Source organism: Novosphingobium aerophilum, from assembly GCF_014230305.1.
Taxonomy (GTDB): domain Bacteria; phylum Pseudomonadota; class Alphaproteobacteria; order Sphingomonadales; family Sphingomonadaceae; genus Novosphingobium; species Novosphingobium aerophilum.
The window spans coordinates 1-20,978 of sequence record NZ_JACLAU010000031.1 but is presented as its reverse complement, the minus strand read 5'-3'; the positions used below and the strand labels follow the sequence as shown (position 1 = coordinate 20,978).

Sequence of the window (20,978 nt, the reverse complement as noted above, 5' to 3'; positions counted from 1 at the left end):
GGCGGGCGACGGTATCGGTCGCAGGGATGGGCGTACGCAGCATTGTGCCCTTCTACCGGCTGGACAAGCAAAGGCCAGCCAGCCAGAACGGGGCATGACAACTGCCGCCCAGCGGGCCGCCGATCCGTTCTGGTTCCCGTGGCGTTTCGACGAGGCCGCCGATGGCTTCCGGTTGCGCCACCTCACCCGGCAGGATCATGCCCGCGCCACCTTCCTGACCGAGGAATACCTGGGCACCGGCCCGGTCGAGTTCGTGCCGCGGACCAGGTTGCCGGCGGTGCCCCAGGCCCCGATCCACTTCATCTTCCACTCCGCCTTCTGCCTCTCGTCCGTGCTGGTTCGCGCCTTCGACCTGCCCGGTGCGGCTATGGGTCTGAAGGAACCGATGGTCCTGAACGATCTGGCGGGCTGGCACCTGCGGGGCGCCACCGGACCGCAGTTGGCCCAGGCAATGGAATCCAGCCTCACCCTGCTGGCGCGCCCCTTCCGCTCGGGCGAGACGATCGTGGTCAAGCCGAGCAACATCGCGAACGCACTGATCGCCGGCATGCTCCAGTTGCGCCCGCAAGCCCGCGCCCTGCTGCTGCATGCCCCGCTGCGGGTCTATCTCGGGTCGATCGCGCGCAAGGGACTGGACGGGCGTCTGTGGGTGCGTGATCTGGTGGTCAAGCAGTTGAACCAGGGCCTGCACGAATTCGGTTTTGGCCCGCAGGACTATCTCACCCAGACCGATCTCCAGGTCGCGGCGATGGGCTGGCTGGCGCAGCAGCGGTTGTTCGGCGTCATCGCGGAGCGGCTGGGCGACCGGGTGCGCACGCTCGACAGCGACGCGATCACCGCGCGCCCGGTCGAGGTGATGGCGGCCCTGGGCGCGCTGTTCCGGGTCCGGCTCGATGCGCCGGAGGTCGCAGCCGGGCCGGCATTCACCCGCCACAGCAAGCATGGCACCGCCTTCGATGCAGCGGCCCGCGAACGTGAGCGCGCGGCCGAAGCGGCCCACGCCGACGAGATCGAAAAGGTCGCGATCTGGGCGGAAACGGTGGCCCAGGCGCAGGGCATCCCGCTGGCCCTGCCCAACCCGCTTATCCGCTGAATTCGGGGAATTCGGTGCGCAGCAGGGCGGCGATCTCGCCGATGTGCCCGGCATAGTTGTGCCAGCGCCCGCGGGATCGGGCATGGATCGGCTGGCGCACCTGCCACACGCTGGCGGTGCGGATGATCTGGTCGGCCGCGGGTGCGGCGCCGCTCGCCAGACCCAGCCGCCGGGCCAGATCGGTGATCACCGTTTCAGGGTGGTCGACCAGCTCTTCGTAGCGGACCGACAGGATGTCATCGCCGAAGCAGTCCTGCCAATGCGCCATCAGCCGCCGGTACTCGCGGTAGTAATGCAGCATGTCGTCGAAGTCGTTGGCGTAGGTCAGGCTGTCGGCGAAGGGCAGGAAATACATCGAGATGAAGGTGTCGAGCGGATCGCGCTGCACGTGGACGATCCTGGCCCCCGGGAAGGCCCGCTTGATCAGGCCCAGGTAGAGGAAATTGTCCATCCGCTTGTCGGTGAAGACCTGAGCTCCGCCCAGCACGGTGCGGGCAAAGCTGGCATAGTCCTCGCGGAACCGGGCGGCCGCATCGTTCACCGTGGCGGGCGTGATGTGCTGGCCGTACTGGGTCATGAACCAGGGGGTGTAGGCCAGCTCGCCGCCCATGGTCACCCCGGTGTGCCGGTGCAGCAGGCTCTCCAACAGGGTGGAGCCGGACCGGAACAGGCCACAGAGGAAGATCGGCGCAACGTCCGGCGTCGCCTCGGACGGCAGGTCGGGCAGGGGTTCGGTAGGGAACAGGCGGATCATCGCGTCGATTTGCGCGGTCACGTCGCTCTGGCGGTGGAGCATCAGGGTGGCGCCCTTCTGCAACGCGTTGGCATCGCGGGCCTGGGCGAAAGCCTCGTCATGGCGGCCCAGCGCGTCGAGCGCATTGGCGCCGGCGAAGGCCAGTTCGATCAGGTCATCCCGGGTGGGGGCCTGTGCGGATGCCTGTTCGACCCGCGCCAGCCCGTCGGCGGCGCGGCCCTCGAACACGTCGATCCCGGCGATCCGGGCGTGCGCGCGGCCCAGCCCCGGGGCATGGCGCAAGGCCCCCTCATAAGCCGCCCGCGCGGCGGCAGCATCGCCCACGTCCTCTTCCAACTGGCCCAGGTTCTGCCAGGCCAGGACGAACCCGGGCTCGAGCGCCAGCGCGGCCTGGAGGCTGGCGCGGGCCCCGGCGACGTCCTGCAGCACCTCGGCCTGGATTGCCGCCATGTTGAGCCAGACCTGCTCCGGCTCGGTGATGCCCGTGTCGATCGCGCGCCGGTAAGCGTGGAGGGCGGGCTCGGCCTGGAGCAGTTGGCGCAGGCTGTAGCCCAGGTTGAACCAGCCGTCGGCATCGTCGGGATACCGGTCCACCCACGTCTGAAGCAGCACGGCGGCATCAGCATAGCGGCGGGCCATCAGGGCCTGGCCGATCATCTCGGGGGTCAGCGCGGGTTCGGTCATGGACTTCGCTCTTTCACGGCTCGGGGCAAAAGAAAAGGGTATGTCCCGCTTGCAAACAGAAGAGCCGAGCCCCCACCCCCACCCCCAGCCCCAGCCCCGACGGGGAGGGGAGCGAAACTGGCGGACCGGAACAGTCCGCCCTAGTCGCAGCGGGGAGGGCGCTCGACCGTTGCATTTGCAAGCGGCATCATCACCAAAAGAAAAGGGGGCGGGCTTGCGCCCACCCCCCGTTCTTTCCGGTCGTTCCGATTGGATCAGAACTTCACGCCCAGGGTGACCTGGAAGCGACGACCCAGCGCGTCGTAGGACGACGGATAGGTGTTGCCGCTGTTCTGACCGGTCGTGCCGAGGGTCGAACCCACGATCGGCGGCTTGCGGTCGAAGGCGTTGGCCATCAGGAAGTCCAGGTTGAACCGGTCCATGATCTTGAAGCCAGCCGACAGGTCGAAGTAGTTCGCCGCGCCGATCCGGTTGAAGTCAAAGGTCTGGCCCACCAGCGGACCGCTGCCGGTGATCGCACCGCTGAACGCCTTACGCACTTCGAACAGACGCTGTTCGTAGCGGACGGCGGTCATGTAGCGCCACAGCAGCGAGACGTTGATGTTCCCGAAGTCCAGCGTGGTGCGCAGGTTGTGCTGCCACTTCGGCTGGATCGAGCCGCAGTTGACCGAGTACTGGCCAACGCACTCGCGGTTCACCGCGCTCGGGGTTGCCTTGAAGTAGTTGTCGATCGTGTAGGTGCCGTTCAGGTTCAGCATCAGCTTGGCGAAGCCAACGTCACGCGAATAGGCGGCGCTGAGGTCCCAGCCGCTGGTGTCGATCCGGCCGAGGTTCGACGACGGGGTCGGGAGACCCGCCACCGTGCCGCTCGGACCCGACAGACGACCGTTGACCGGATTACGACGGATGCTGGTGCACGCCACGCTGGTGGCCGAAGCCGCCGTCACGCTGCCGAAGCAGGCGTTGATCACGTCGGCCGGGGTCGGCGACGAGATGGCGCCGTTCACCTTCACGTTGAAGTAGTCCACGGTCAGGCTGAAGCCCGGCAGGAACGACGGGGTCAGCACCGTACCGATGGTGAAGGTGTCGGCCACTTCCGGACGGAGCAGCGGGTTGCCGCCGCCGGTCGCATTGGCCTGGCCCGCCGCCGGATCCTGGATGGAGCCGGCCGCGATCATCGCCGCGGTGGCGCCCTGCCCGATGCAGATCGCGCTCAGGTTGGCGTTGCCCTGGGCCTTGGTGCCCGAGCACGGGTCGACCGCAAGGCTGGTGAGGCCGGTGACCAGCGGCGCGAACAGTTCGCCGATGTTCGGGGCGCGCACCGCACGGTTGTAACCACCGCGCACCTTGATGTCGCTGACCGGTTCCCAGGTCGCACCGACCTTCCAGGTCGTGGCGTTGAAGGTCGGCTTGCCCGGGGCATTGACCTCATAGCGCGACTGACGGAGACCGGCTTCGAGCGCCAGCTTGTTGAACAGCGGCTTGTCCTCGATCAGCGGGATGTTGGTTTCGACGAAGCCTTCGGTCACCTTGTAGCCGCCGCGGAACGGCAGGACCGCGCCGCCGGCGCCGCCCAGCTCGCCCGGAACCTGGCTCAGGTTGTCCGGCGTGCGGTTGAAGGTGTAGTTGCGGTACTCGGCACCGACCGCGAAGTTGATCGGGGTCGAGGCGCCCGGCGAGGCAATGCCCAGATCGCCGTTGATCACACCGCGCACCTGGCTCAGCCCGGTGTCCACCGCGATGGTCGAGGTGCCCTGGATGAAGCCGACCATGGCCGAGGTGATCGAGCCGTTGCCGCCGAACAGGTTCAGCGGGACGCAGCCGCCCGAGGTGGTGCGGCAGGTGGTGGTGTTGTCAGCGAGCAGGGCCTGCTGGACGCGCGAACGCAGCACGTAGCCGCTGAGCGTCTGGACCTGGTTCGACTGGCCATAGGCGCCGCTGATGTCGAAGTTCAGCGAATCGGTGATCTTGCCGCGCAGGCCGACCTTGTAGTCGAACATGGTGGTGGTGAAGCGGCTGATGCGCGGCCCCACTTCGACGGTACGACGATACACGGCCGGGATGGCAACCGTAGCGGTCGAGCCGGCGGTGCAGTCCAGGGTCGGGTTGGCGCCGCAGATCGTGGCGCGCTGGGCGGCCGAGATGAACGGGTTGTTGATGTTGACGTTCAGCGCTTCACCGAAGATGCCCGACGGCGCGATGATCGTCTGGACGGTGTTCTTCGAGAAGATGCCGCGGCCATAGGCCTCGATGTTGTCGGCCACTTCGTACTTCGCCTGGGCGAAGACGTTGTAGCGCTCGAACGGGGTCTGGTAGATGTTGTACGGCGCGAAGTTGAAGCCGTCCGCGTTCGCGGTAACGAAGCCGGTGCCCGTGGCGTTGTTCTGCAGGGCGTTCGGCTGGGTCTCCGTGAAGTAGAAGCTCGTCGGGGTGTCGGTCGGCGAGCCGCCGGCGGCACGGCCGTTGAACGAGTTGATCTGGAACAGCGAGAAGTCGCGGTCGCCCTGGTAGACCGGATTGGTCTTCTGGTAACCCAGGCTGATCACGGCGTTGCCGCGGCCTTCGGCGAAGTCACCGCCCATGGTCACGTCGGTGCGGAACGCCGCGCCGTCGCCACGCTGGGTCAGGCCATAGCTGACGCGGGCGTCAAAGCCGGTGAAGTTGGACTTGGTGACAAAGTTCACCACGCCCGACACGGCGTCGGCACCGTAGGTGGTCGAGGCACCGCCGGTCAGGATGTCGACGCGGCTGACCAGGGCCAGCGGCACGTTGTTGAGGTCGAACGCACCGCCCGAACCCGACGGGACCAGACGGTCGCCATTGACCAGGGCCAGGTTGCGCTGGCTGCCGAGGCCACGAAGGTTGAGGAACGAGGCACCGCCGTTGCCGTTGTTCACGGCCGAACCGATGCCGGGGACGACGCCCGGCAGGTCGCGCAGAAGCTGCTCGGCGTTGTTGATCTGGCGGGTGGCGATTTCCTGCTCACCAACCACGTTCACCGGGCTCGACAGGACCAGGTTCGGATTCTTCAGCAGGGTGCCGGTGACGACGATCGCGGGCTCTTCGTCCGCCTTCTCGTCCGCGGGGGCCTGCTGGGCAAACGCCGGCTGGCTGGCAAGCAGCGCGACGGTCACAAGTGCCGAGCTGCCAAGCGCTCGCCGCTTAAGGGTGTTGGTCCTCACGTTGGTATCCTTCTTCTCAAAGGTTGATGTGCGATGGCTGCGGCCGGCGGGAAGGTGTCTCCCTCCCCTATCCCGGGCGCCGTCCGCCTGGCCGAAACCAGACAGCGCAAGCGAAGCCCCTCCTCAGGACTATGCCTGATGCATGTTGGAAGGCCGCGGGTAAGTCAAACATCCGCGGCCCCAACAGCACACATCCTGCAACGAGTGTTGCAAGGACGCAACTACATCCCCGAATTGTCGGTCGATCGTGCAGTCAAGCGCCCGAAAAGGCAGTCAAACCCTGACCGTGCGCGTCGAGCTCGCGAATCCAGAGACGGATCAGATCGCGCTCTCCGGCGCCGATGAACGGGTTCCAGGCATCGATGATCAGCACCGCGCGCAGGTCGTCGGTCGGGTTGACCGCCTCGTGCTCGATCGTGTCGTCGAAGGCGAAGGCCTCGCCCTCGATCCACGGCCGGGTGTCGTTGCCGACCCGGAAGGTGCAACCCTCCGGCACGATCAGCGGGAGATGGATGATCGAGCGGATGTTGGTGGCGCCGGTATGGGGCGGAATGCGGGTCTGCGGCTTGAGCAGCGAGAAGAAGGCCACCGGCCCGCGGCCCGGCAGGTCGAACAGGGGCAGGGTGTTCAGCAGGGCCGCGGTCTGCGGGCAGTGCTCGGCCATGGCCGGATTGGGCACGCCATGCTCGATGAAGAAGGTCGCCGCCCAGGCATCGCTGTGGTTGAGTTCGCTCCACTGGTTGACCGGAGCCCCCCGCGGATAACGGACATAGGGCGCAAAGCCGCCATTCCCGGCCGCCAGCAGCGCCGTCAGCTCTTCGCGGATGGCGGGGGTGGCCGCCTCGAGCTGGGGCAGCCAGGGAAACAGCCCACGATCGAAGTACTGGATCGCGGGGAGATAGGGATAGTTCAGCACCAGCGGCTCGTGGACAAAGGTCCGCCGACGTCCCAGTTGCACGTCGACCGCGTGGCGGAAGCGTTCGGCTTCGGCGGGCGGAGCCTGGGCTGCGGCCTCGGCGATGACCGCATCCAGGCGTGCCGCGAGGCTTGCCGTCTCGGCCGCCACGGCCGCGCGGGCATGGGCCAGGCCGGCCCGGAAGCCGGGGCCGGCCGCCTCTGCCTCATGGTCCGGCACGGCGGCCAGCAGGCGCTTGTAGTCGGCCAGGGCCGCTGCGGCCTGGCCCTGCGCCTCGGCCAGCTTGCCGCGCGCCAGCAGGGCGTGGGGCATGTAGGGATCGCGATCCAGTGCGGCGTTGAGCGCCTCGAGCTGGGCTGCCGCATCGCCGGCCAGGGCCTGGGCATTGGCCAGGTTGTAATGAAGGATCGCCGCGTCGGGGTCGGCCGCCACCGCCGCGGTGAAGGCCCGCACCGCCGTGGCCGCATCGCCCTGGCGCAGGGCGATCATGCCTTGTTGGTTCAGGGCGACGGGATCAGTCGGCATGGCGGCATCCGGGCAGCAGGGTGATGCGGTCTGTTACGGCCAATCCGCGGTCCTGGCCAGCGCGGCGGAGGGCGGTCAGCCGTCCGCCAGGAAGAGCAGGGGGTCAAGCCGGGCGGTGCGCCAGCGCAGGCCCCAGTGGAGATGCGGCCCGGTGGCCCGGCCGGTCATGCCCACCTGGGCAATCGGCTGGCCCTGCCGCACCGGCGCGCCCGCCGTGACCAGATGCGCCGAGCAGTGCAGGAAGGCGCTGGTCAGCCCCATGCCGTGATCGACCATCAGCAGCAACCCCTCGAGGGTGAAGGGCGCCTCGGCGGCCAGGATCACCACGCCGTCGGCCGGGGCGAGGATCGGGGTCCCGGCAGCGGCGGCGAGGTCGAGCCCGGAATGGTAGGCCCCCGGCTGGCCACGATAGATCCGCTGCGCCCCGAATCGACCGGAAATCCGGCCGGGCGCGGGGCGGACCATCGTCTGGCGCCAGCCCTCGGCGCCGGTAGGCAGCGCCCGGGCTGCGGCGATCCGCGCCAGCTCGTCGGCACGGCGACGCTGGAATTCGGCATCGGGCACCCCAGGGGGACGGAGCGGCGCGTCGACCTGCTCGATCTGCCAGGCGCGCGGGGCCACGGGCACATCGGTGCTCGAAAGGACTTGCCCGCCCTTGCGACAGTCGAGCCTGGCCGTGGCCGGCGCATCGCGGTCGAAGGCAATCAGGAAGTCGCCCGAGGCGGCGGTCGGGACCTCCGCGCCATCAAGGGTGACCTGGCAATCGGGCCAGACCCGGCCTCTGGCCCAGCCGCCCTGGGTCAGTCGCCCGGCGACCAGCGGTGGCTGCGCCATGGGCGTCGTGGCGCCGGACCCCGTCCGGCCGAACAGGACGAAGCCGCCGCCGCCGCCGATCAACCCCAGCGCGGCCCGGCGATCGAGCCGCATCGGGCTCAGCCCTTGCCGAGCAGCCGCTTGGTCGCCAGCTCGGGGCTGGCATAGGCTTCCTGCCGGGTCACCGACCAGTAGCGCAGCAGCTCGAGCGGGATCGGTTCCCCGCTGACCGCGCAGATCACGTGATAACCGGGCGAGATCACCCGGAACCCGTTGTGGTCGAAGTGCAGCACGGCGGGACGGTCGGACGAGGACATCAGCATGGGGGCTCTCTAGCAGCCGTGGCGGTTCAGAACAAATCACCCTGGCGGGCAGGGTCGGCCAAGCCCGCGGCCCGTGTGGTGCGGGGTCGGCCAGAGGTTATGGGGCCAGAGTTTTCCGGGGGGGCTGTCCCTGCGGACGGCGCCGCCGCTCCCGCCGGGCTGACCACCAGCGTGCCGTCATGGAACTCCAGGGTCATCGCGGTCAGTGCCGCGGCGGCGGCGCGCCCGCGCACCACGTGGCCATCGGGCCCGGTGACCAGGGCATAGCCCCGCGCCAGCGGCGCCTTGGGATCGAGCTGGCGCCGCAACCGGTCAAGCGCATCGACCCGCGCGCGCTCCTGCGCGATCCGCCGCAGCAGGTCGTCCGGGCGCAGCCGGGCATGGTCGAGCTGCTGTCGGGCATGGCGGTGCTGGTACTGCAGCAACGGCGCCGAGAGGCGTCCGGCCTGGCCCTGCAGGCGATGCGCGGCCACCGCGATGCGATCACCCAGCCCGCGGCGCAGCCGCTCGCCCAGTTCGTCGAGCCGCTGGGTGGAGCTTGCCAGCAGGCCTTCCGGGCGGGGCAGCCGCTGCGCCCGCGCCGCGAGGCGCTCCCGCCCGAGCTGGACCGGACGCAGCGCGCAGCGCCGCTGCCGCAGCGCCAGATCCGCGATCTGCGCGGCGATTTCGGCCCGCACCGGCACGGCCATCTCGGCCGCCGCGGTCGGCGTCGGCGCGCGGCGGTCGGCGGCGAAATCGACCAGCGTGGTGTCGGTCTCGTGCCCCACGGCGGCGATCACCGGGATGGTCGATTCGGCCACGGCGCGGACCACCACCTCCTCGTTGAAGGCCCAGAGGTCCTCGATCGAGCCACCCCCGCGCGCGACGATCACCAGGTCTGGCCGGGGCACCGCGCCATCCGCGGGCAGCGCGGAGAACCCCCGCACCGCCGCCGCGACCTGCTCGGCCGCGCCCTGTCCCTGGACCAGCACGGGCCAGACCACCACGTGGCTCGGCCAGCGGTCCGCCAGACGGTGGAGGATATCGCGAATCACCGCCCCGGTAGGCGAGGTGACCACGCCGATCGTCCGCGGCAGGAACGGGAGGGCGCGCTTGCGGCGCGGATCGAACAGGCCCTCCGCCTCCAGCCGCGCCTTGGTTTTGGCGAGCAGGGCGAGCAGCGCGCCCTCGCCGGCGATCTCCATCCGCTCGACCACGATCTGGTAATTGGAGCGGCCGGGATAGGTGGTCAGCTTGCCGGTCGCGACCACCTCGATCCCGTCCTCGGGGCGGAAGCCCAGGCGCTGGACCTGTCCGCGCCACATCACCCCGTCGAGCCGCGCGCCCTCGTCCTTCAGCGCCAGATAGAGGTGGCCCGAGGCCGCGCGCTTCACGCCGGACAGTTCGCCGCGCACCCGCACGAAGCCGAAGCGGTCCTCCACCGTGCGCTTGAGCAGGGCGGAAATCTCGGTGATCGAAAGGGGCGCGGCGTTGTCGCCGGGCGCGCCCTTCGCTACGAGCCCGGCGGACGGATCATCGGCATAAGGCGGAACTTCGGGCATGAACATCCTGCTCTTGGGCTCGGGCGGGCGCGAACATGCGCTGGCATGGAAGCTGGCGCAATCGTCGTTGTTGGCCGGTGGCGGTACACTCTACGCCGCGCCGGGCAACCCCGGGATCTCGCAGCACGCCACCTGCGTTGGCCTGGACGTGACCGACCACGGCGCCACGATCGCCTTCTGCGACGAGCAGCGCATCGGCCTGGTCGTGGTCGGTCCCGAGGCGCCGCTGGTCGATGGCCTCGCCGATTCGCTCCGCGGGGCGGGCGTGCCGGTCTTCGGTCCGGGCCAGGCCGCGGCGCAACTGGAAGGCTCGAAGGGCTTCACCAAGGATCTCTGCGCCCGCGCCGGCATCCCGACCGGGGGCTACGAGCGCGTCTCGTCCGAGGATGCCGGCCTCGCCGCCGTCCGCCGCTTCGGTGCCCCGGTGGTGATCAAGGCCGATGGCCTCGCCGCGGGCAAGGGCGTGACCGTGGCGATGGACATGCCGACTGCCGAGGCCGCGATCCGCGAGATTTTCGCCGGACGCTTCGGCCCTGTCGACGCCAATGGGGCCGGGGCCGAGGCCGTGGTCGAGGAATTCCTCGACGGCGAGGAGGCCAGCTTCTTTGCCCTGACCGACGGGGCGACCATCGTCCCCTTCGCCTCGGCCCAGGACCACAAGCGGGTGGGCGATGGCGATACCGGCCCCAACACCGGCGGGATGGGCGCCTACAGCCCGGCGCGGGTGCTGACCCCGGCGCTTCAGGCCGAATGCATGACCCGGATCATCGCGCCGACGGTCAAGACCCTGTCCGACGAAGGCATGCCCTATTCGGGGGTCCTGTTCCTGGGGGTGATGCTCACCGCCACGGGGCCCAAGCTGATCGAATACAACTGCCGCTTCGGCGATCCCGAATGCCAGGTCATGCTGATGCGGCTGGAGAGCGATCTGGGCGAGCTGCTGCTGGCCTGTGCCGAGAACCGCCTGTCGGCCATCCAGCCGCCGCGCTTTTCCGACCAGACCGCGCTGACGGTGGTGATGGCGGGCGCGGGCTATCCGGGCGAGCCGAAGAAGGGCGGGCGGATCGACGGGATGGCGGCGGCCGAGGCGACCGGAGCCAAGGTGTTCCATGCGGGGACCCGGACGGGCGCCGACGGCGCGCTGCTCGCCCACGGCGGCCGGGTGCTCAACGTCACGGCCCTGGGCCGTTCGGTGAGCGAGGCCCAGGCCGCCGCCTATGCCGCGGTGGACCGGCTCGCCGCGCCGGACCTGTTCTGCCGCCGCGACATCGGCTGGCGCGAGGTCGCGCGCGAGCGCGGGTGAGGGGACCAGGCCCGTCCGCCGCGCGCGGGCTTCGACAGGCTCAGCCTGAGCGGGTCCTGGTGACTGTCCTTCCCGAAGCGCGCTGTTAACGCGCTGTTTTGCGCAAACCCCGGTCGGCCTGAGCTTGTCGAAGGCCACGCGAAACCTGCGCCCCGCACGGCGGGTGACCGGGCTCACCCGCCGCGCGCGGGCTTCGGCAGGCTCAGCCTGAGCGGTGTTTCGGTTTGGCCGAGCGGACCCCGCCGCGCGCTATCCCAGTTTCGTGGCCACCAGCGCCTTGAGGTCCGCTTCGGGCCGCGCGCCGTAGTGGCTGATCACCTCGGCGGCGCAGATCGCGCCCAGCCGCAGGCATTCGGCCAGCGGGCGCTGGCGGGTGAAGCCGAACAGGAAGCCGGCGGCGAACAGGTCGCCTGCGCCGGTGGTGTCGACCACCTTGTCGATCGGTTCGGCGGCGACTTCGGCGTGGGCCCCTGCACTGATCGCATAGGCGCCCTTTTCGCTGCGGGTGACCACCACGGTCGGCACCATGTCGGCCAGGCTGGCGATCCCCTCGTGGAAATCCTCGATCCCGGTCAGTGCCGCCAGCTCGTGCTCGTTGGCGAACAGGATGTCGATCTCGCCCGCCGCGATCAACGCCCGGAAGTCGTCGCCATGGCGGGAAATGACGAAGGCGTCGGACAGGGTGAAGGCCACCTTGCGGCCGGCCCCGCGCGCGGTCGCGATGGCCCGGCGCATGGCGGCGCGGGGCTCCTCCGGATCCCACAGGTAGCCTTCCAGATAGAGCACCGCGGCATCGGCGATCGCCGCCGGATCGAGCGCTTCGGCGGGCAGGAACTGCGAGGCGCCCAGGAAGGTGTTCATCGTCCGCTGCCCATCGGGCGAAACGAAGATCAGGCAGCGCGCGGTGCTCGGCTCGCCGCTGCGGGCCGGGGTGGCGAAGGCGATTCCGCCGGCGCGGATGTCGTGGGCGAAGACCTCGCCGAGCTGGTCGTCGGCGACCTGCCCGATGAAGGCGCAGCGCGCGCCCAGCGCGGCGAGCCCGGCCAGGGTGTTGGCGGCCGACCCGCCCGAGATCTCGCGCGCGGGGCCCATCGCGTCGTACAGTTCCTTGGCCCGCGGCGGATCGATCAGGGTCATGCCGCCCTTGGCCAGACCCAGCCGGGCGATGTCCTCGTCGCTGCACGGGGCCATGACATCGACGATGGCATTGCCGATGGCGATCACGTCGAAGGAGGGAGCGGTCATGCGAAAGGGGTCCTTGGCCTGGCCGGCCGGAATTGCCCGGACGGGATGCCGCCGCCTAGCGGCGAGCCGCGCCCGCAGCAAGTCCGGCCGTGTTGACAGGACCGGTTGGGCGGGCGATCCCGCCGCGATGGTTCTCCTCCGTTCCCGCCCTGCCGTCCCCTTGCTGGCGCTGGCCCTGCTGGCCGGGTGCGGCGGGGGCAGCGGTGGCAGCGGGACGGTGCGCAGCACCGGTACGCCGCCGACCAAGCCGTCGCGGGCCGTGGTCCGCCCGCCGCAGCGCCACATCGCGCCGCCCCCGCTGATCCAGACCCTGCCCGGGGTCGCCGGGGTGATCGGGGCCACCCCCGGCGAACTGATCCGCCAGTTCGGCGCGCCCCGGCTCGACGTGCAGGAGGGCGATGCCCGCAAGCTTCAGTTCGCGGCGGCCCCCTGCGTGCTCGACGTCTATCTCTATCCGCCCGCGCCGGGACGCGAGGCCCAGGCCACCTACGTCGATGCGCGCCGGGCCAGCGATGCGCAGGAGGTCGATCGCGCCACCTGCATCGCCGCGCTGCGCCGTCAGCCGGCCCCGGGCACGAATGGCAGCGTAACCCGCCCTTAACTGGCCCCGGGGCATGGTCCCGGCGCCAAAAAGGGGATTTGCATGACTGTCCAGTTCCGCGCGCTGGCCGAACAGGCCCAGGCCGATGGAGTGATCACCGCCGAGGAAGTCCTGGCGCTGCGGCGCAGCGGCTGGGGCGATGGCCGGATCGACATGGTCGAGGCCGATGCGCTGTTCGTGCTCAACGACCACCTGGTCCAGCGCACCCCGGAATGGGTCGATTTCTTTGTCGAGGCGATCGGCGAATTCGTCATTTCGGGCGGAAGCCCGCGCGGTTTCGTCAGCGAGGCCCAGGCCGACTGGCTGCTCAGCCGCCTCCAGCGCGACGGCAAGGTGGAGAGCATGGCCGAGCTCGAGCTGCTGGGCCGCATCTTCGAAAAGTGCCAGCTTCTGCCGGAACGGCTGCGCGCCTATGCCCTGACCCAGATCGAACAGGTCGTCATGACCGGCGAGGGTCCGACCCGCGATGGCGGACGGCTCGACGGGGCCTGCATCACCTCGGCCGAATGCCGGCTGCTGCGCCGTTTCATCTTCTCGTTCGCCGGTGACGGGTCAGGCGGCGTCAGCCAGGCCGAGGCCGAGATGCTGTTCCGGATCAAGGACGCCACCCTAGGCGGGGCCAATGCCATCGAATGGGAAGCCCTGTTCGTCCAGGGCGTGGCCAGCTATCTGACGGCCTACACCGCGTTCCAGCAGGTCTCGGCCGAACGGGCGCAGCAGCTTGAAGACTTCATGAACGACAACACGCCGCGGATCGGGGCCTTCCTGGGCCGGGCCGCGCAGTCGATCGCCGACGGCAGCTTCGCCCGGGTCAGGGGTTTCGGCCGCAAGGGCGTGACGGAAGCCCAGCATGATGCCCGGGTGGCGGCGGCCAACCGCGTCACCGCGGCCGAGGACGCCTGGCTGCAGGCCAAGATCGACGGCGATGGGCAGCTCGATTCGCTCGAGCGGGCGCTGCTGCGCTTCCTCGCCGAGGAAGAGCGGCGCGCGTAGTCGAGAGGCCTGGCGGCCTGTCTCGACCACGCTCCACATGAGCGCGGGACGGCTTGAACGGGATAGACGTCCGCCTCAGACCGTGAAGCTCTCGCCGCAACCGCAGGTGCCCTTGGCATTGGGGTTCTGGAACACGAACCCGGCGGTGAAATCGTCCTCCTGCCAGTCCATCGTGCTGCCGATCAGGTAGAGCACCGAGGCGCCATCGATGAAGAAGGTGCCGCCGGGGGTCTCGATCCGCTCGTCGAGCGGGTTGGCCGCCGCGACATAGTCCACCGAATAGGCCAGGCCCGAACAGCCGCGGCGCGGCGTGGACAGCTTGACGCCGATGGCGTCGGCCGGGGCCTCGCCCATCAGCTTGGCGATGCGCGCCTCGGCGGCGGGGGTCAGGATCACCGCGGCGGGGCGAACTCGGGTCTTGGCCTCAGTCATGTTTCGTGTCCCGTTCGTCTCGAGCGAAGTCGAGAGACCTTGTGCGTCCGTGTCCCGACTTGTTCGACACGAACCGATGTGGGTGGCCGGCAGAGGGGTTACAACATGCCCAGTTCAAGCTTGGCCTCGTCGCTCATCTTGCCCGGGTCCCAGGGCGGATCCCAGACCAGATTGACCTCGGCATCGCGCACGCCGGGGACGGCGCAGACCCGCATTTCCACTTCGCCCGGCATCGATTCGGCCACCGGGCAATGCGGCGTGGTCAGGGTCATGGTCACGGCCACGCTGCCCTCGGGATCGATGTCCACCCCGTAGATCAGGCCCAGATCATAGATGTTCACCGGGATTTCCGGATCGAAGATGTCGCGCAGGGCCTGGATCACCGCCTCGTAGAGTTCGCCGCCGGGCTCGCCACTCGCCTGGGCGGCGGGCTGCTGGGCCAGGAAGCCCTCCAGGTAATCGCGCTTACGCTCCAGCTTCTGCGCGGCCGTTTCCTCGGCCGGCGCTTCCGCGGAGTCCTCCACCCGGGCGCGCCGGGGTGGTTCGACGGCACTCACCTCTTCCACGGTGAACCGGGGTTCCTCGCCGCTGGTCATCCGAAAATCCTTCTCGTCCGTTCGATCCCGCGCAGCAGCGCGGCGATGTCGCTCTCGTCGTTGTAGAGGCCGAAGCTGGCCCGGGCGGTGGCCGGCACCCCCAGGTGCTCCATCAGCGGCTGGGCGCAATGGTGCCCGGCACGGATCGCGACGTTCTCCTCGTCGAGGATCGTGCCGAGATCGTGCGGGTGGATGCCGTCCAGCGCGAAGCTGACCACGCCGACCCCGTCCTCCGGGCCGAACACGGTCACCGCGTTGAGCCGCTGCAGTTCGGTGCGCAGGGTAGCCGCCAGCGTGACTTCGTGGGCGTGAAGGGCGGCCATGCCGAGGCCTTCGACATAGTCGATCGCCGCGGCCAGGCCGATCGCCTCGATGATCGCCGGGGTGCCGGCCTCGAACCGGGCGGGGGGCGGGGCGAAGGTCGTGCCGGCGAAGGATACGCGGTCGATCATCGCCCCGCCGCCCTGCCATGGCGGCATGTCCGCCAGGATATCGGCCCGCGCCCAGAGCGCGCCGATGCCGGTCGGGCCATAGAGCTTGTGGCTTGAAAACACGTAGAAATCGCAGTCCAGCGCGGCCACGTCGACGGGCAGGCGGGGCACGGCCTGGCAGCCGTCGAGCAGCAGCCGGGCGCCGACCCCACGGGCCAGGGCGGCGGCGCGGGGCACGTCGAGCACGGCGCCGAGGACGTTCGAGACGTGGGCGAAGCTGACCAGCTTGTGCGCCGGGGTGAGGATCCGTTCGGCCGCGTCCAGATCGATCCGGCCGTCGGCGGTCAGCGGGCAGACATCGATGGCAACGCCGGTGCGGGCGGCCAACAACTGCCAGGGGACGATATTGGAGTGATGCTCCAGCAGCGACAGCAGCACGCGGTCGCCATTCTTCAGGTTCGCCTGGCCCCAGGTCTGCGCGACGAGGTTGATCGCCTCGGTCGCGCCGCGGGTGAAGACCACCTCGTCCTCGCGCCCGCCGATGAACGAGGCGACCCGCCGCCGCGCCGCCTCATAGGCCAGGGTCATCTCGGCCGAGCGGGCATAGACCCCGCGGTGCACCGTCGCATAGTCGGCGCCCATCGCGCGGACCGTGGCATCGATCACCGCCTGCGGCTTCTGCGCGGTGGCGCCCGTGTCGAGATAGTGCCACGGCGCACCGTCGCGGGTGACCATGCCGGGGAAGTCGGCGCGCGCGGTGGCCAGGGCCGGGGAGGCGAGGGTCAGGGTCACAGCAGGGCCTCCAGCGCGGCCAGGGCCCGGTCGCACAGGCTGGCCTCGTCGGCCGCGCCGGTGAAGGCCTCGGCGACGAAGGCCTGGAGCATCAGGCGCTTGGCCTCGGCCGGGGGCAGCCCGCGCGATTGCAGATAGAACAGCCCCTGCGCGTCAAGCTCGCCCACCGCGCAGCCGTGAGCGCACTTCACATCGTCGGCATAGATCTCCAGCTCGGGCCGGGCATTGGCCTGGGCCGTGCGATCGAGCAGCATGGCGCGGACCGATTGCTCGGCGTCGGTGCCGTCGGCGCCGCGCGCCACGGCGACCTTGCCGAGGTAGGTTCCGGTGGCCCGCCCGGCCAGGACCGTGCGCACCACCTGGCGGCTGGTCGCCCCGGGTTCGAGATGGCGGACCTCGGTGACCACCTCCAGCGTCTGCGCGCCGCCGCCGAGCTGCGCCGCGCCCAGGGTGAAGTCCGCCCCGGCGCCCAGCGCGACCTCGACCGCGATCCGGCCATAGGTATGCCCGGCATTGAGCAGGCGCAGGTCGAATCGCGCCCCGGCCGCCAGGGTGATGACCAGGTGACGGGCGACGGTGTCGCCGTCCGGGACCAGGGTCAGCGCGCCGCTCTCGCCCGCGGCGACGGCGATGGTTTCCGTCGCCACCGGCCAGACGGTCTCCAGCGCCGCCAGATCGGCATAGCGATAGGCCTCGTCCCGCCGGTCGGGCAGGACAGGCGCCAGCAGGGCGGCCTCGCTCATGGCTGGCCTCCGTCGCGGCGGTTGGTGCACTGGGCGAGGAAGGCGGCGCGGCCATCCTCGAGGCTCTCGCGCCAGGCGCGCTCGACCGTGCGCGCGTCGTCCAGCCGGCGCTGGCGGGCGTCGAGCGCGGCGCGCAGCCGGTCCGGAGCGGCGACCGCCCCGGGCTGGGTCACCACGGCCGCTCCGTCGGGCGCGGCCGGCGCGGCGTCGAGCCGGGCGCGCTCCTCGGCGATGGCGCGCTGCTCGTCATAGACCGCACCGGAAAAGGCCGCGCGCCGCTTCGGCTCGATCGCGGTCAGCGCCGCGATCGCCCCCTTGTCGCAGCGTTCGAGCGCGCTGCGCAGCGGCGCCGGATCGGGCGCGACGATGGCCGCGGCCAGGAGCGGCGCGGCGATCATGCCGCGACCGCCTCGTAGCCGTCGCGCTCCAGCTCGTGCGCCAGCTCGGGCCCGCCCGAGCGGACGATCCGCCCGCCCGCCAGGACATGGACGAAATCGGGCTGCACATAGTCGAGCAGGCGCTGGTAATGGGTGATCAGCAGCACGGCCTTGTCCGCGCGCCGCATGATTGCGTTGATCCCTTCGCCGCAGATCCGCAGGGCATCGATGTCGAGCCCCGAATCGGTCTCGTCGAGGATCGCCAGCTTCGGGTCGAGGATGCCCATCTGGACCATCTCGGCGCGCTTCTTCTCGCCGCCCGAGAAGCCGACGTTCACCGGCCGCTTGAGCATGTCCATGTCCATCTTCAGCAGCGCCGCCTTCTCGCGCGCCAGCTTGAGGAACTCGCCGCCCGACAGCTCGGCCTCGCCGCGGGCGCGGCGCTGGGCATTGGCCGCCTCGCGCAGGAACTGGACGAAGGACACGCCGGGAATCTCGACCGGATACTGGAAGCCCAGGAACAGCCCGGCGGCGGCCCGCTCGTGCGGTTCGAGCGCGAGCAGGTCCTGACCGGCGAAAGACACCGTGCCGCCGGTCACCTCATAGCCCGGCCGCCCGCCCAGGACATAGCCGGTGGTCGACTTGCCGGCGCCGTTCGGACCCATGATGGCATGGATCTCGCCCGGGTTGATGGTCAGCGACAGACCCTTGAGGATCGGCTTGTCGGCGACGGTGGCGTGCAGATCGGTGATGCAGAGCAGGGGGGTGGTCATGGCATTCCTCAAACGCGCGGGCGGCGCTGGGGCGCGGGGCGCCCGGGGCGGTCGAACGGGGTGTGGACCAGCGTGGCGATCTCTTTCGTCACGCGATCGATGTCGGTCAGCACCTCGTCATCGGTGAAGCGCAGCACGCGGATGCCGGCTTCGGTCAGCTTGCGATCCTGCAGCGCGTCGAGCTCGGCATTGGCCTGGGCGCCCGACAACGAGACCACCACCCAGCGCGAAGGGCAGGCGAAATCGACGATCACGCTGCCGACCACGGCCTTGCGGGAGAACTTGATCCCGCCCAGCCGCGAACCGGACAGCTTGTCCCACAGCGCGGTCTCGGCCTCGCTCAGCTCGCGCCGCAGCGTGCGGGCGCGCTCCTTCAGGCGCTCGGCGCGCTCGGGCGAGGGGGTCCAGCTCTCCGGCCGGGGTGCGGCCGAGGGCGCGTCGGCGCGGATGGTAAGGGTGCGTTTGGTCATGACTTCAGGCTCGGCAAGCTCGTGACTGCCAGAGAGCCGTCATGCTGAACTTGTTTCAGCATCCATCGCGCGCTGGGCGCCGACGGTGCCGGAGGAAACTTGGATCCTGAAACAAGTTCAGGATGACGAAGGAAGAACGAGCGGTGCATCACCCCACGCTCCCCTCGAGCGAAATCCCCAGCAGCTTCTGCGCTTCCACCGCGAATTCCATCGGCAGTTGCTGCAGCACCTCTTTCGCGAAGCCGTTGACGATCAGCGCCACGGCCTCTTCCTGGCCCAGCCCGCGCTGCATCGCGTAGAACAACTGGTCGTCGCTGATCTTGCTGGTGGTCGCCTCGTGCTCGATCTGGGCCGAGGGGTTCTTCACCTCGATATAGGGCACGGTGTGCGCGCCGCACTGGCCGCCCAGCAGCAGGCTGTCGCACTGGGTGAAGTTGCGCACCCCTTCCGCCCCGGCGGCGACGCGCACCAGCCCGCGGTAGGTGTTGTTCGAGTGGCCCGCGCTGATCCCCTTGCTGACGATGGTCGAGCGGCTGCGCTTGCCGTTGTGGATCATCTTGGTGCCGGTGTCGGCCTGCTGGTGATTGTTGGTCACCGCCACCGAATAGAACTCACCGACCGAATCCTCGCCGTTGAGCACGCAGGACGGGTACTTCCAGGTGACCGCGCTGCCGGTTTCGACCTGGGTCCAACTGACCTTGCTGCGCTTGCCCTGGCACAGCGCCCGCTTGGTCACGAAGTTGTAGATCCCGCCCTTGCCCTCGGCATCGCCGGGGTACCAGTTCTGCACGGTCGAATACTTGATCTCGGCATCGTCGAGCGCGACCAGCTCGACCACGGCGGCGTGGAGCTGGTTCTCGTCGCGCTGCGGGGCGGTGCAGCCTTCCAGGTACGAGACGTAGGAGCCCTTGTCGGCGACGATCAGCGTGCGTTCGAACTGGCCGGTGTTCTCGGCATTGATGCGGAAATAGGTGGACAGCTCCATCGGGCAGCGCACGCCTTCAGGGATGTAGACGAAGGTGCCGTCGGAGAAGACCGCGCAGTTCAGCGTGGCGAAGAAGTTGTCGTGCATCGGCACGACCTTGCCCAGCCACTGGCGGACCAGATCGGGGTATTCGCGGATCGCCTCGGAGATCGAGCGGAAGATCACCCCGGCGGCTTCCAGCTCCTTGCGGAAGGTGGTGGCGACCGAGACCGAATCGAACACCGCGTCGACCGCGACCTTGCGCGCGCCCTCCACCCCGGCGAGCATCTTCTGCTCCTCCAGCGGGATGCCGAGCTTTTCGTAGACCCGCAGGATCTCGGGATCGACCTCGTCCAGCGACTTCGGTCCGTCCTTGGCCTTGGGGGCGGCCCAGTAATAGGCGTCCTGGTAATCGATCGGCGGAATGTTCAGCTTGGCCCAGTCCGGCGTGGGCATGGTCAGCCAGTGGCGATAGGCCTTGAGCCGCCATTCGAGCATCCATTCCGGCTCGTTCTTCTTGGCCGAGATGAACCGCACCGTGTCCTCGGACAGGCCCTTGGGACCATATTCCTGCTCGATGTCGGAGACCCAGCCGTGCTCGTACTCGGCCACCCGCGCGGCGGCCTGGCGCGCGGCCTGGTCCTTCACGCCCGTATCCGGAAGGGCGGAGTCCTGAAGGGCGGTCTGGTCGGTCATGCGGGAACTCCGGGTGCCGGGAGCGGCGTGCTCGGCGCGGCGAGCTGCGTCAGGGGGACGCCGGCGAGCGCGCCGCGCAGGGTCTGGTTGACCAGCGGCCAGTGCGGGCGCAGCGAACAGGCCGGTTCGAGCGCGCAGTCAGCCCGGCCCTTGTCCGGTCCGGTTTCCATGCAGGTGGCCAGGGCGATCGGTCCTTCCACGGCCTCGACAATGTCGGCCAGGGTGATCGCCGCGGCCGGGCGGGCCAGCTTGAAACCGCCATGGGCACCGCGCACCGACTTGAGCAGGCCCGCGGCCGACAGGCGGCTGACCAGCTTCTGCACGGTGGGGGCGGGCAGGCCGGTCTCTTCCGCCAGTTGCACGGCATTGACCCGCGCGCCGCCACAGTGCCGGGCGGCGGCGATCATCATCACGACGGCATAATCGGCCATGCTCGATAGGCGCACGGGCGGGGCTCCGGATAATTCGGACAGAATCGTTCCGGTTACCTAGGCGCGCCGACGCGGAATTGCAAACGACCCTGTCGCCCGGGCGGGGCGCGCAGGAACCGGCGATGGGGCGGGGTGGGCAAGCGGACCGCCAGGCTGAGCGGCTTGGATGGGTGGATGCTGTTGAAAAAGTCGCTTCTTGGTTGAAGCGGAGGGTCTTGATTGAAGCGGGCGCGCGCGGATGCCGGAGCTCATGCCATCGCCGGCTGCCTTGCGAGGCTGATCTTGGCGAGCTTGCGCAGG

General features: G+C 69.7%; 20 protein-coding genes. 4 read left to right on the top strand and 16 right to left on the bottom strand.

Going from position 1 to position 20,978, the window contains the following annotated elements; genetic code table 11:
• Positions 1 to 94 precede the first annotated feature (94 nt).
• A complete protein-coding gene (locus tag H7F49_RS14900; RefSeq protein WP_185684371.1) occupies positions 95 to 1,093 on the top strand; it encodes a hypothetical protein in 999 nt (332 codons plus the stop codon).
• Here the strand turns inward: H7F49_RS14900 and H7F49_RS14895 are convergent.
• From H7F49_RS14895 to xseA, 6 genes are all read right to left on the bottom strand, one after another.
• Positions 1,083 to 2,531 carry a tetratricopeptide repeat-containing sulfotransferase family protein gene (locus H7F49_RS14895; protein ID WP_185684370.1) on the bottom strand — a complete coding sequence of 483 codons (1,449 nt, stop codon included), beginning with the start codon at positions 2,529 to 2,531 and terminating at the stop codon, positions 1,083 to 1,085. The two genes, H7F49_RS14900 and H7F49_RS14895, sit on opposite strands and share 11 nt — an antisense overlap.
• A 254-nt stretch (positions 2,532 to 2,785) precedes the next feature.
• Positions 2,786 to 5,713 (bottom strand): TonB-dependent receptor domain-containing protein, encoded by a 2,928-nt coding sequence (locus H7F49_RS14890; protein ID WP_185684369.1) that lies wholly within the window; start codon positions 5,711 to 5,713, stop codon positions 2,786 to 2,788.
• A gap of 253 nt (positions 5,714 to 5,966) precedes the next feature.
• Positions 5,967 to 7,154, bottom strand: coding sequence for an aspartyl/asparaginyl beta-hydroxylase domain-containing protein (locus H7F49_RS14885; RefSeq protein WP_185684368.1), 1,188 nt, complete (start codon positions 7,152 to 7,154; stop codon positions 5,967 to 5,969).
• Between the two features lie 75 nt (positions 7,155 to 7,229).
• Positions 7,230 to 8,081, bottom strand: a complete 852-nt coding sequence (locus tag H7F49_RS14880; protein WP_185684367.1) for a M23 family metallopeptidase — start codon at positions 8,079 to 8,081, stop codon at positions 7,230 to 7,232.
• A gap of 5 nt (positions 8,082 to 8,086) precedes the next feature.
• Entirely contained in the window at positions 8,087 to 8,290 is a 204-nt protein-coding gene (locus H7F49_RS14875; RefSeq protein ID WP_185684366.1) for a DUF2093 domain-containing protein, read from the bottom strand.
• A gap of 26 nt (positions 8,291 to 8,316) precedes the next feature.
• Positions 8,317 to 9,831, bottom strand: a complete 1,515-nt coding sequence (xseA, locus tag H7F49_RS14870) for an exodeoxyribonuclease VII large subunit (RefSeq protein WP_185684365.1) — start codon at positions 9,829 to 9,831, stop codon at positions 8,317 to 8,319.
• Here xseA and purD point away from each other — a divergent pair.
• Positions 9,830 to 11,134, top strand: coding sequence for a phosphoribosylamine--glycine ligase (gene purD, locus H7F49_RS14865; RefSeq protein ID WP_185684364.1), 1,305 nt, complete (start codon positions 9,830 to 9,832; stop codon positions 11,132 to 11,134). The genes xseA and purD overlap by 2 nt on opposite strands.
• 249 nt (positions 11,135 to 11,383) lie before the next feature.
• Here purD and H7F49_RS14860 read toward each other — a convergent pair whose 3' ends face one another.
• Positions 11,384 to 12,379, bottom strand: a complete 996-nt coding sequence (locus H7F49_RS14860; protein WP_185684363.1) for an adenosine kinase — start codon at positions 12,377 to 12,379, stop codon at positions 11,384 to 11,386.
• Between the two features lie 127 nt (positions 12,380 to 12,506).
• Here H7F49_RS14860 and H7F49_RS14855 point away from each other — a divergent pair, with 127 nt between their 5' ends.
• Together H7F49_RS14855 and H7F49_RS14850 are read left to right on the top strand one after the other, a co-directional pair.
• On the top strand, positions 12,507 to 12,980 hold the full coding sequence (locus H7F49_RS14855) for a hypothetical protein (protein WP_185684362.1): 474 nt from the start codon (positions 12,507 to 12,509) through the stop codon (positions 12,978 to 12,980).
• A 42-nt stretch (positions 12,981 to 13,022) separates the two neighbouring features.
• A complete protein-coding gene (locus H7F49_RS14850; protein ID WP_185684361.1) occupies positions 13,023 to 13,973 on the top strand; it encodes a hypothetical protein in 951 nt (316 codons plus the stop codon).
• 75 nt (positions 13,974 to 14,048) lie between these two features.
• Here the strand turns inward: H7F49_RS14850 and H7F49_RS14845 are convergent, their stop codons facing one another.
• The 9 genes from H7F49_RS14845 to H7F49_RS14805 form a co-directional block, all read right to left on the bottom strand.
• Positions 14,049 to 14,405: a HesB/IscA family protein gene (locus H7F49_RS14845; protein ID WP_185684360.1), complete on the bottom strand. Its 357-nt coding sequence runs from the start codon at positions 14,403 to 14,405 to the stop codon at positions 14,049 to 14,051.
• Between the two features lie 98 nt (positions 14,406 to 14,503).
• Positions 14,504 to 15,001, bottom strand: coding sequence for an SUF system Fe-S cluster assembly protein (locus tag H7F49_RS14840; protein ID WP_185684359.1), 498 nt, complete (start codon positions 14,999 to 15,001; stop codon positions 14,504 to 14,506).
• Positions 14,998 to 16,167, bottom strand: coding sequence for a cysteine desulfurase (locus H7F49_RS14835; protein WP_235982207.1), 1,170 nt, complete (start codon positions 16,165 to 16,167; stop codon positions 14,998 to 15,000). Before H7F49_RS14835 ends, H7F49_RS14840 begins: the two co-directional genes overlap by 4 nt.
• 53 nt (positions 16,168 to 16,220) lie before the next feature.
• Positions 16,221 to 16,967, bottom strand: a complete 747-nt coding sequence (locus H7F49_RS14830; RefSeq protein WP_185684358.1) for a SufD family Fe-S cluster assembly protein — start codon at positions 16,965 to 16,967, stop codon at positions 16,221 to 16,223.
• A complete protein-coding gene (locus tag H7F49_RS14825; RefSeq protein ID WP_185684357.1) occupies positions 16,964 to 17,365 on the bottom strand; it encodes a hypothetical protein in 402 nt (133 codons plus the stop codon). Before H7F49_RS14825 ends, H7F49_RS14830 begins: the two co-directional genes overlap by 4 nt.
• Entirely contained in the window at positions 17,362 to 18,105 is a 744-nt protein-coding gene (gene sufC, locus H7F49_RS14820; RefSeq protein WP_185684390.1) for a Fe-S cluster assembly ATPase SufC, read from the bottom strand. The genes H7F49_RS14825 and sufC overlap by 4 nt, the downstream gene beginning before the upstream one ends.
• Before the next feature lie 20 nt (positions 18,106 to 18,125).
• The gene (locus tag H7F49_RS14815) at positions 18,126 to 18,587 is read right to left on the bottom strand and encodes an endonuclease domain-containing protein (protein ID WP_185684356.1); all 462 of its coding nucleotides are present in this window, start codon (positions 18,585 to 18,587) and stop codon (positions 18,126 to 18,128) included.
• Between the two features lie 148 nt (positions 18,588 to 18,735).
• A complete protein-coding gene (gene sufB, locus H7F49_RS14810; RefSeq protein WP_214647846.1) occupies positions 18,736 to 20,247 on the bottom strand; it encodes a Fe-S cluster assembly protein SufB in 1,512 nt (503 codons plus the stop codon).
• Positions 20,244 to 20,693, bottom strand: coding sequence for an RrF2 family transcriptional regulator (locus H7F49_RS14805; protein WP_185684355.1), 450 nt, complete (start codon positions 20,691 to 20,693; stop codon positions 20,244 to 20,246). Before H7F49_RS14805 ends, sufB begins: the two co-directional genes overlap by 4 nt.
• Positions 20,694 to 20,978: the final 285 nt, after the last annotated feature.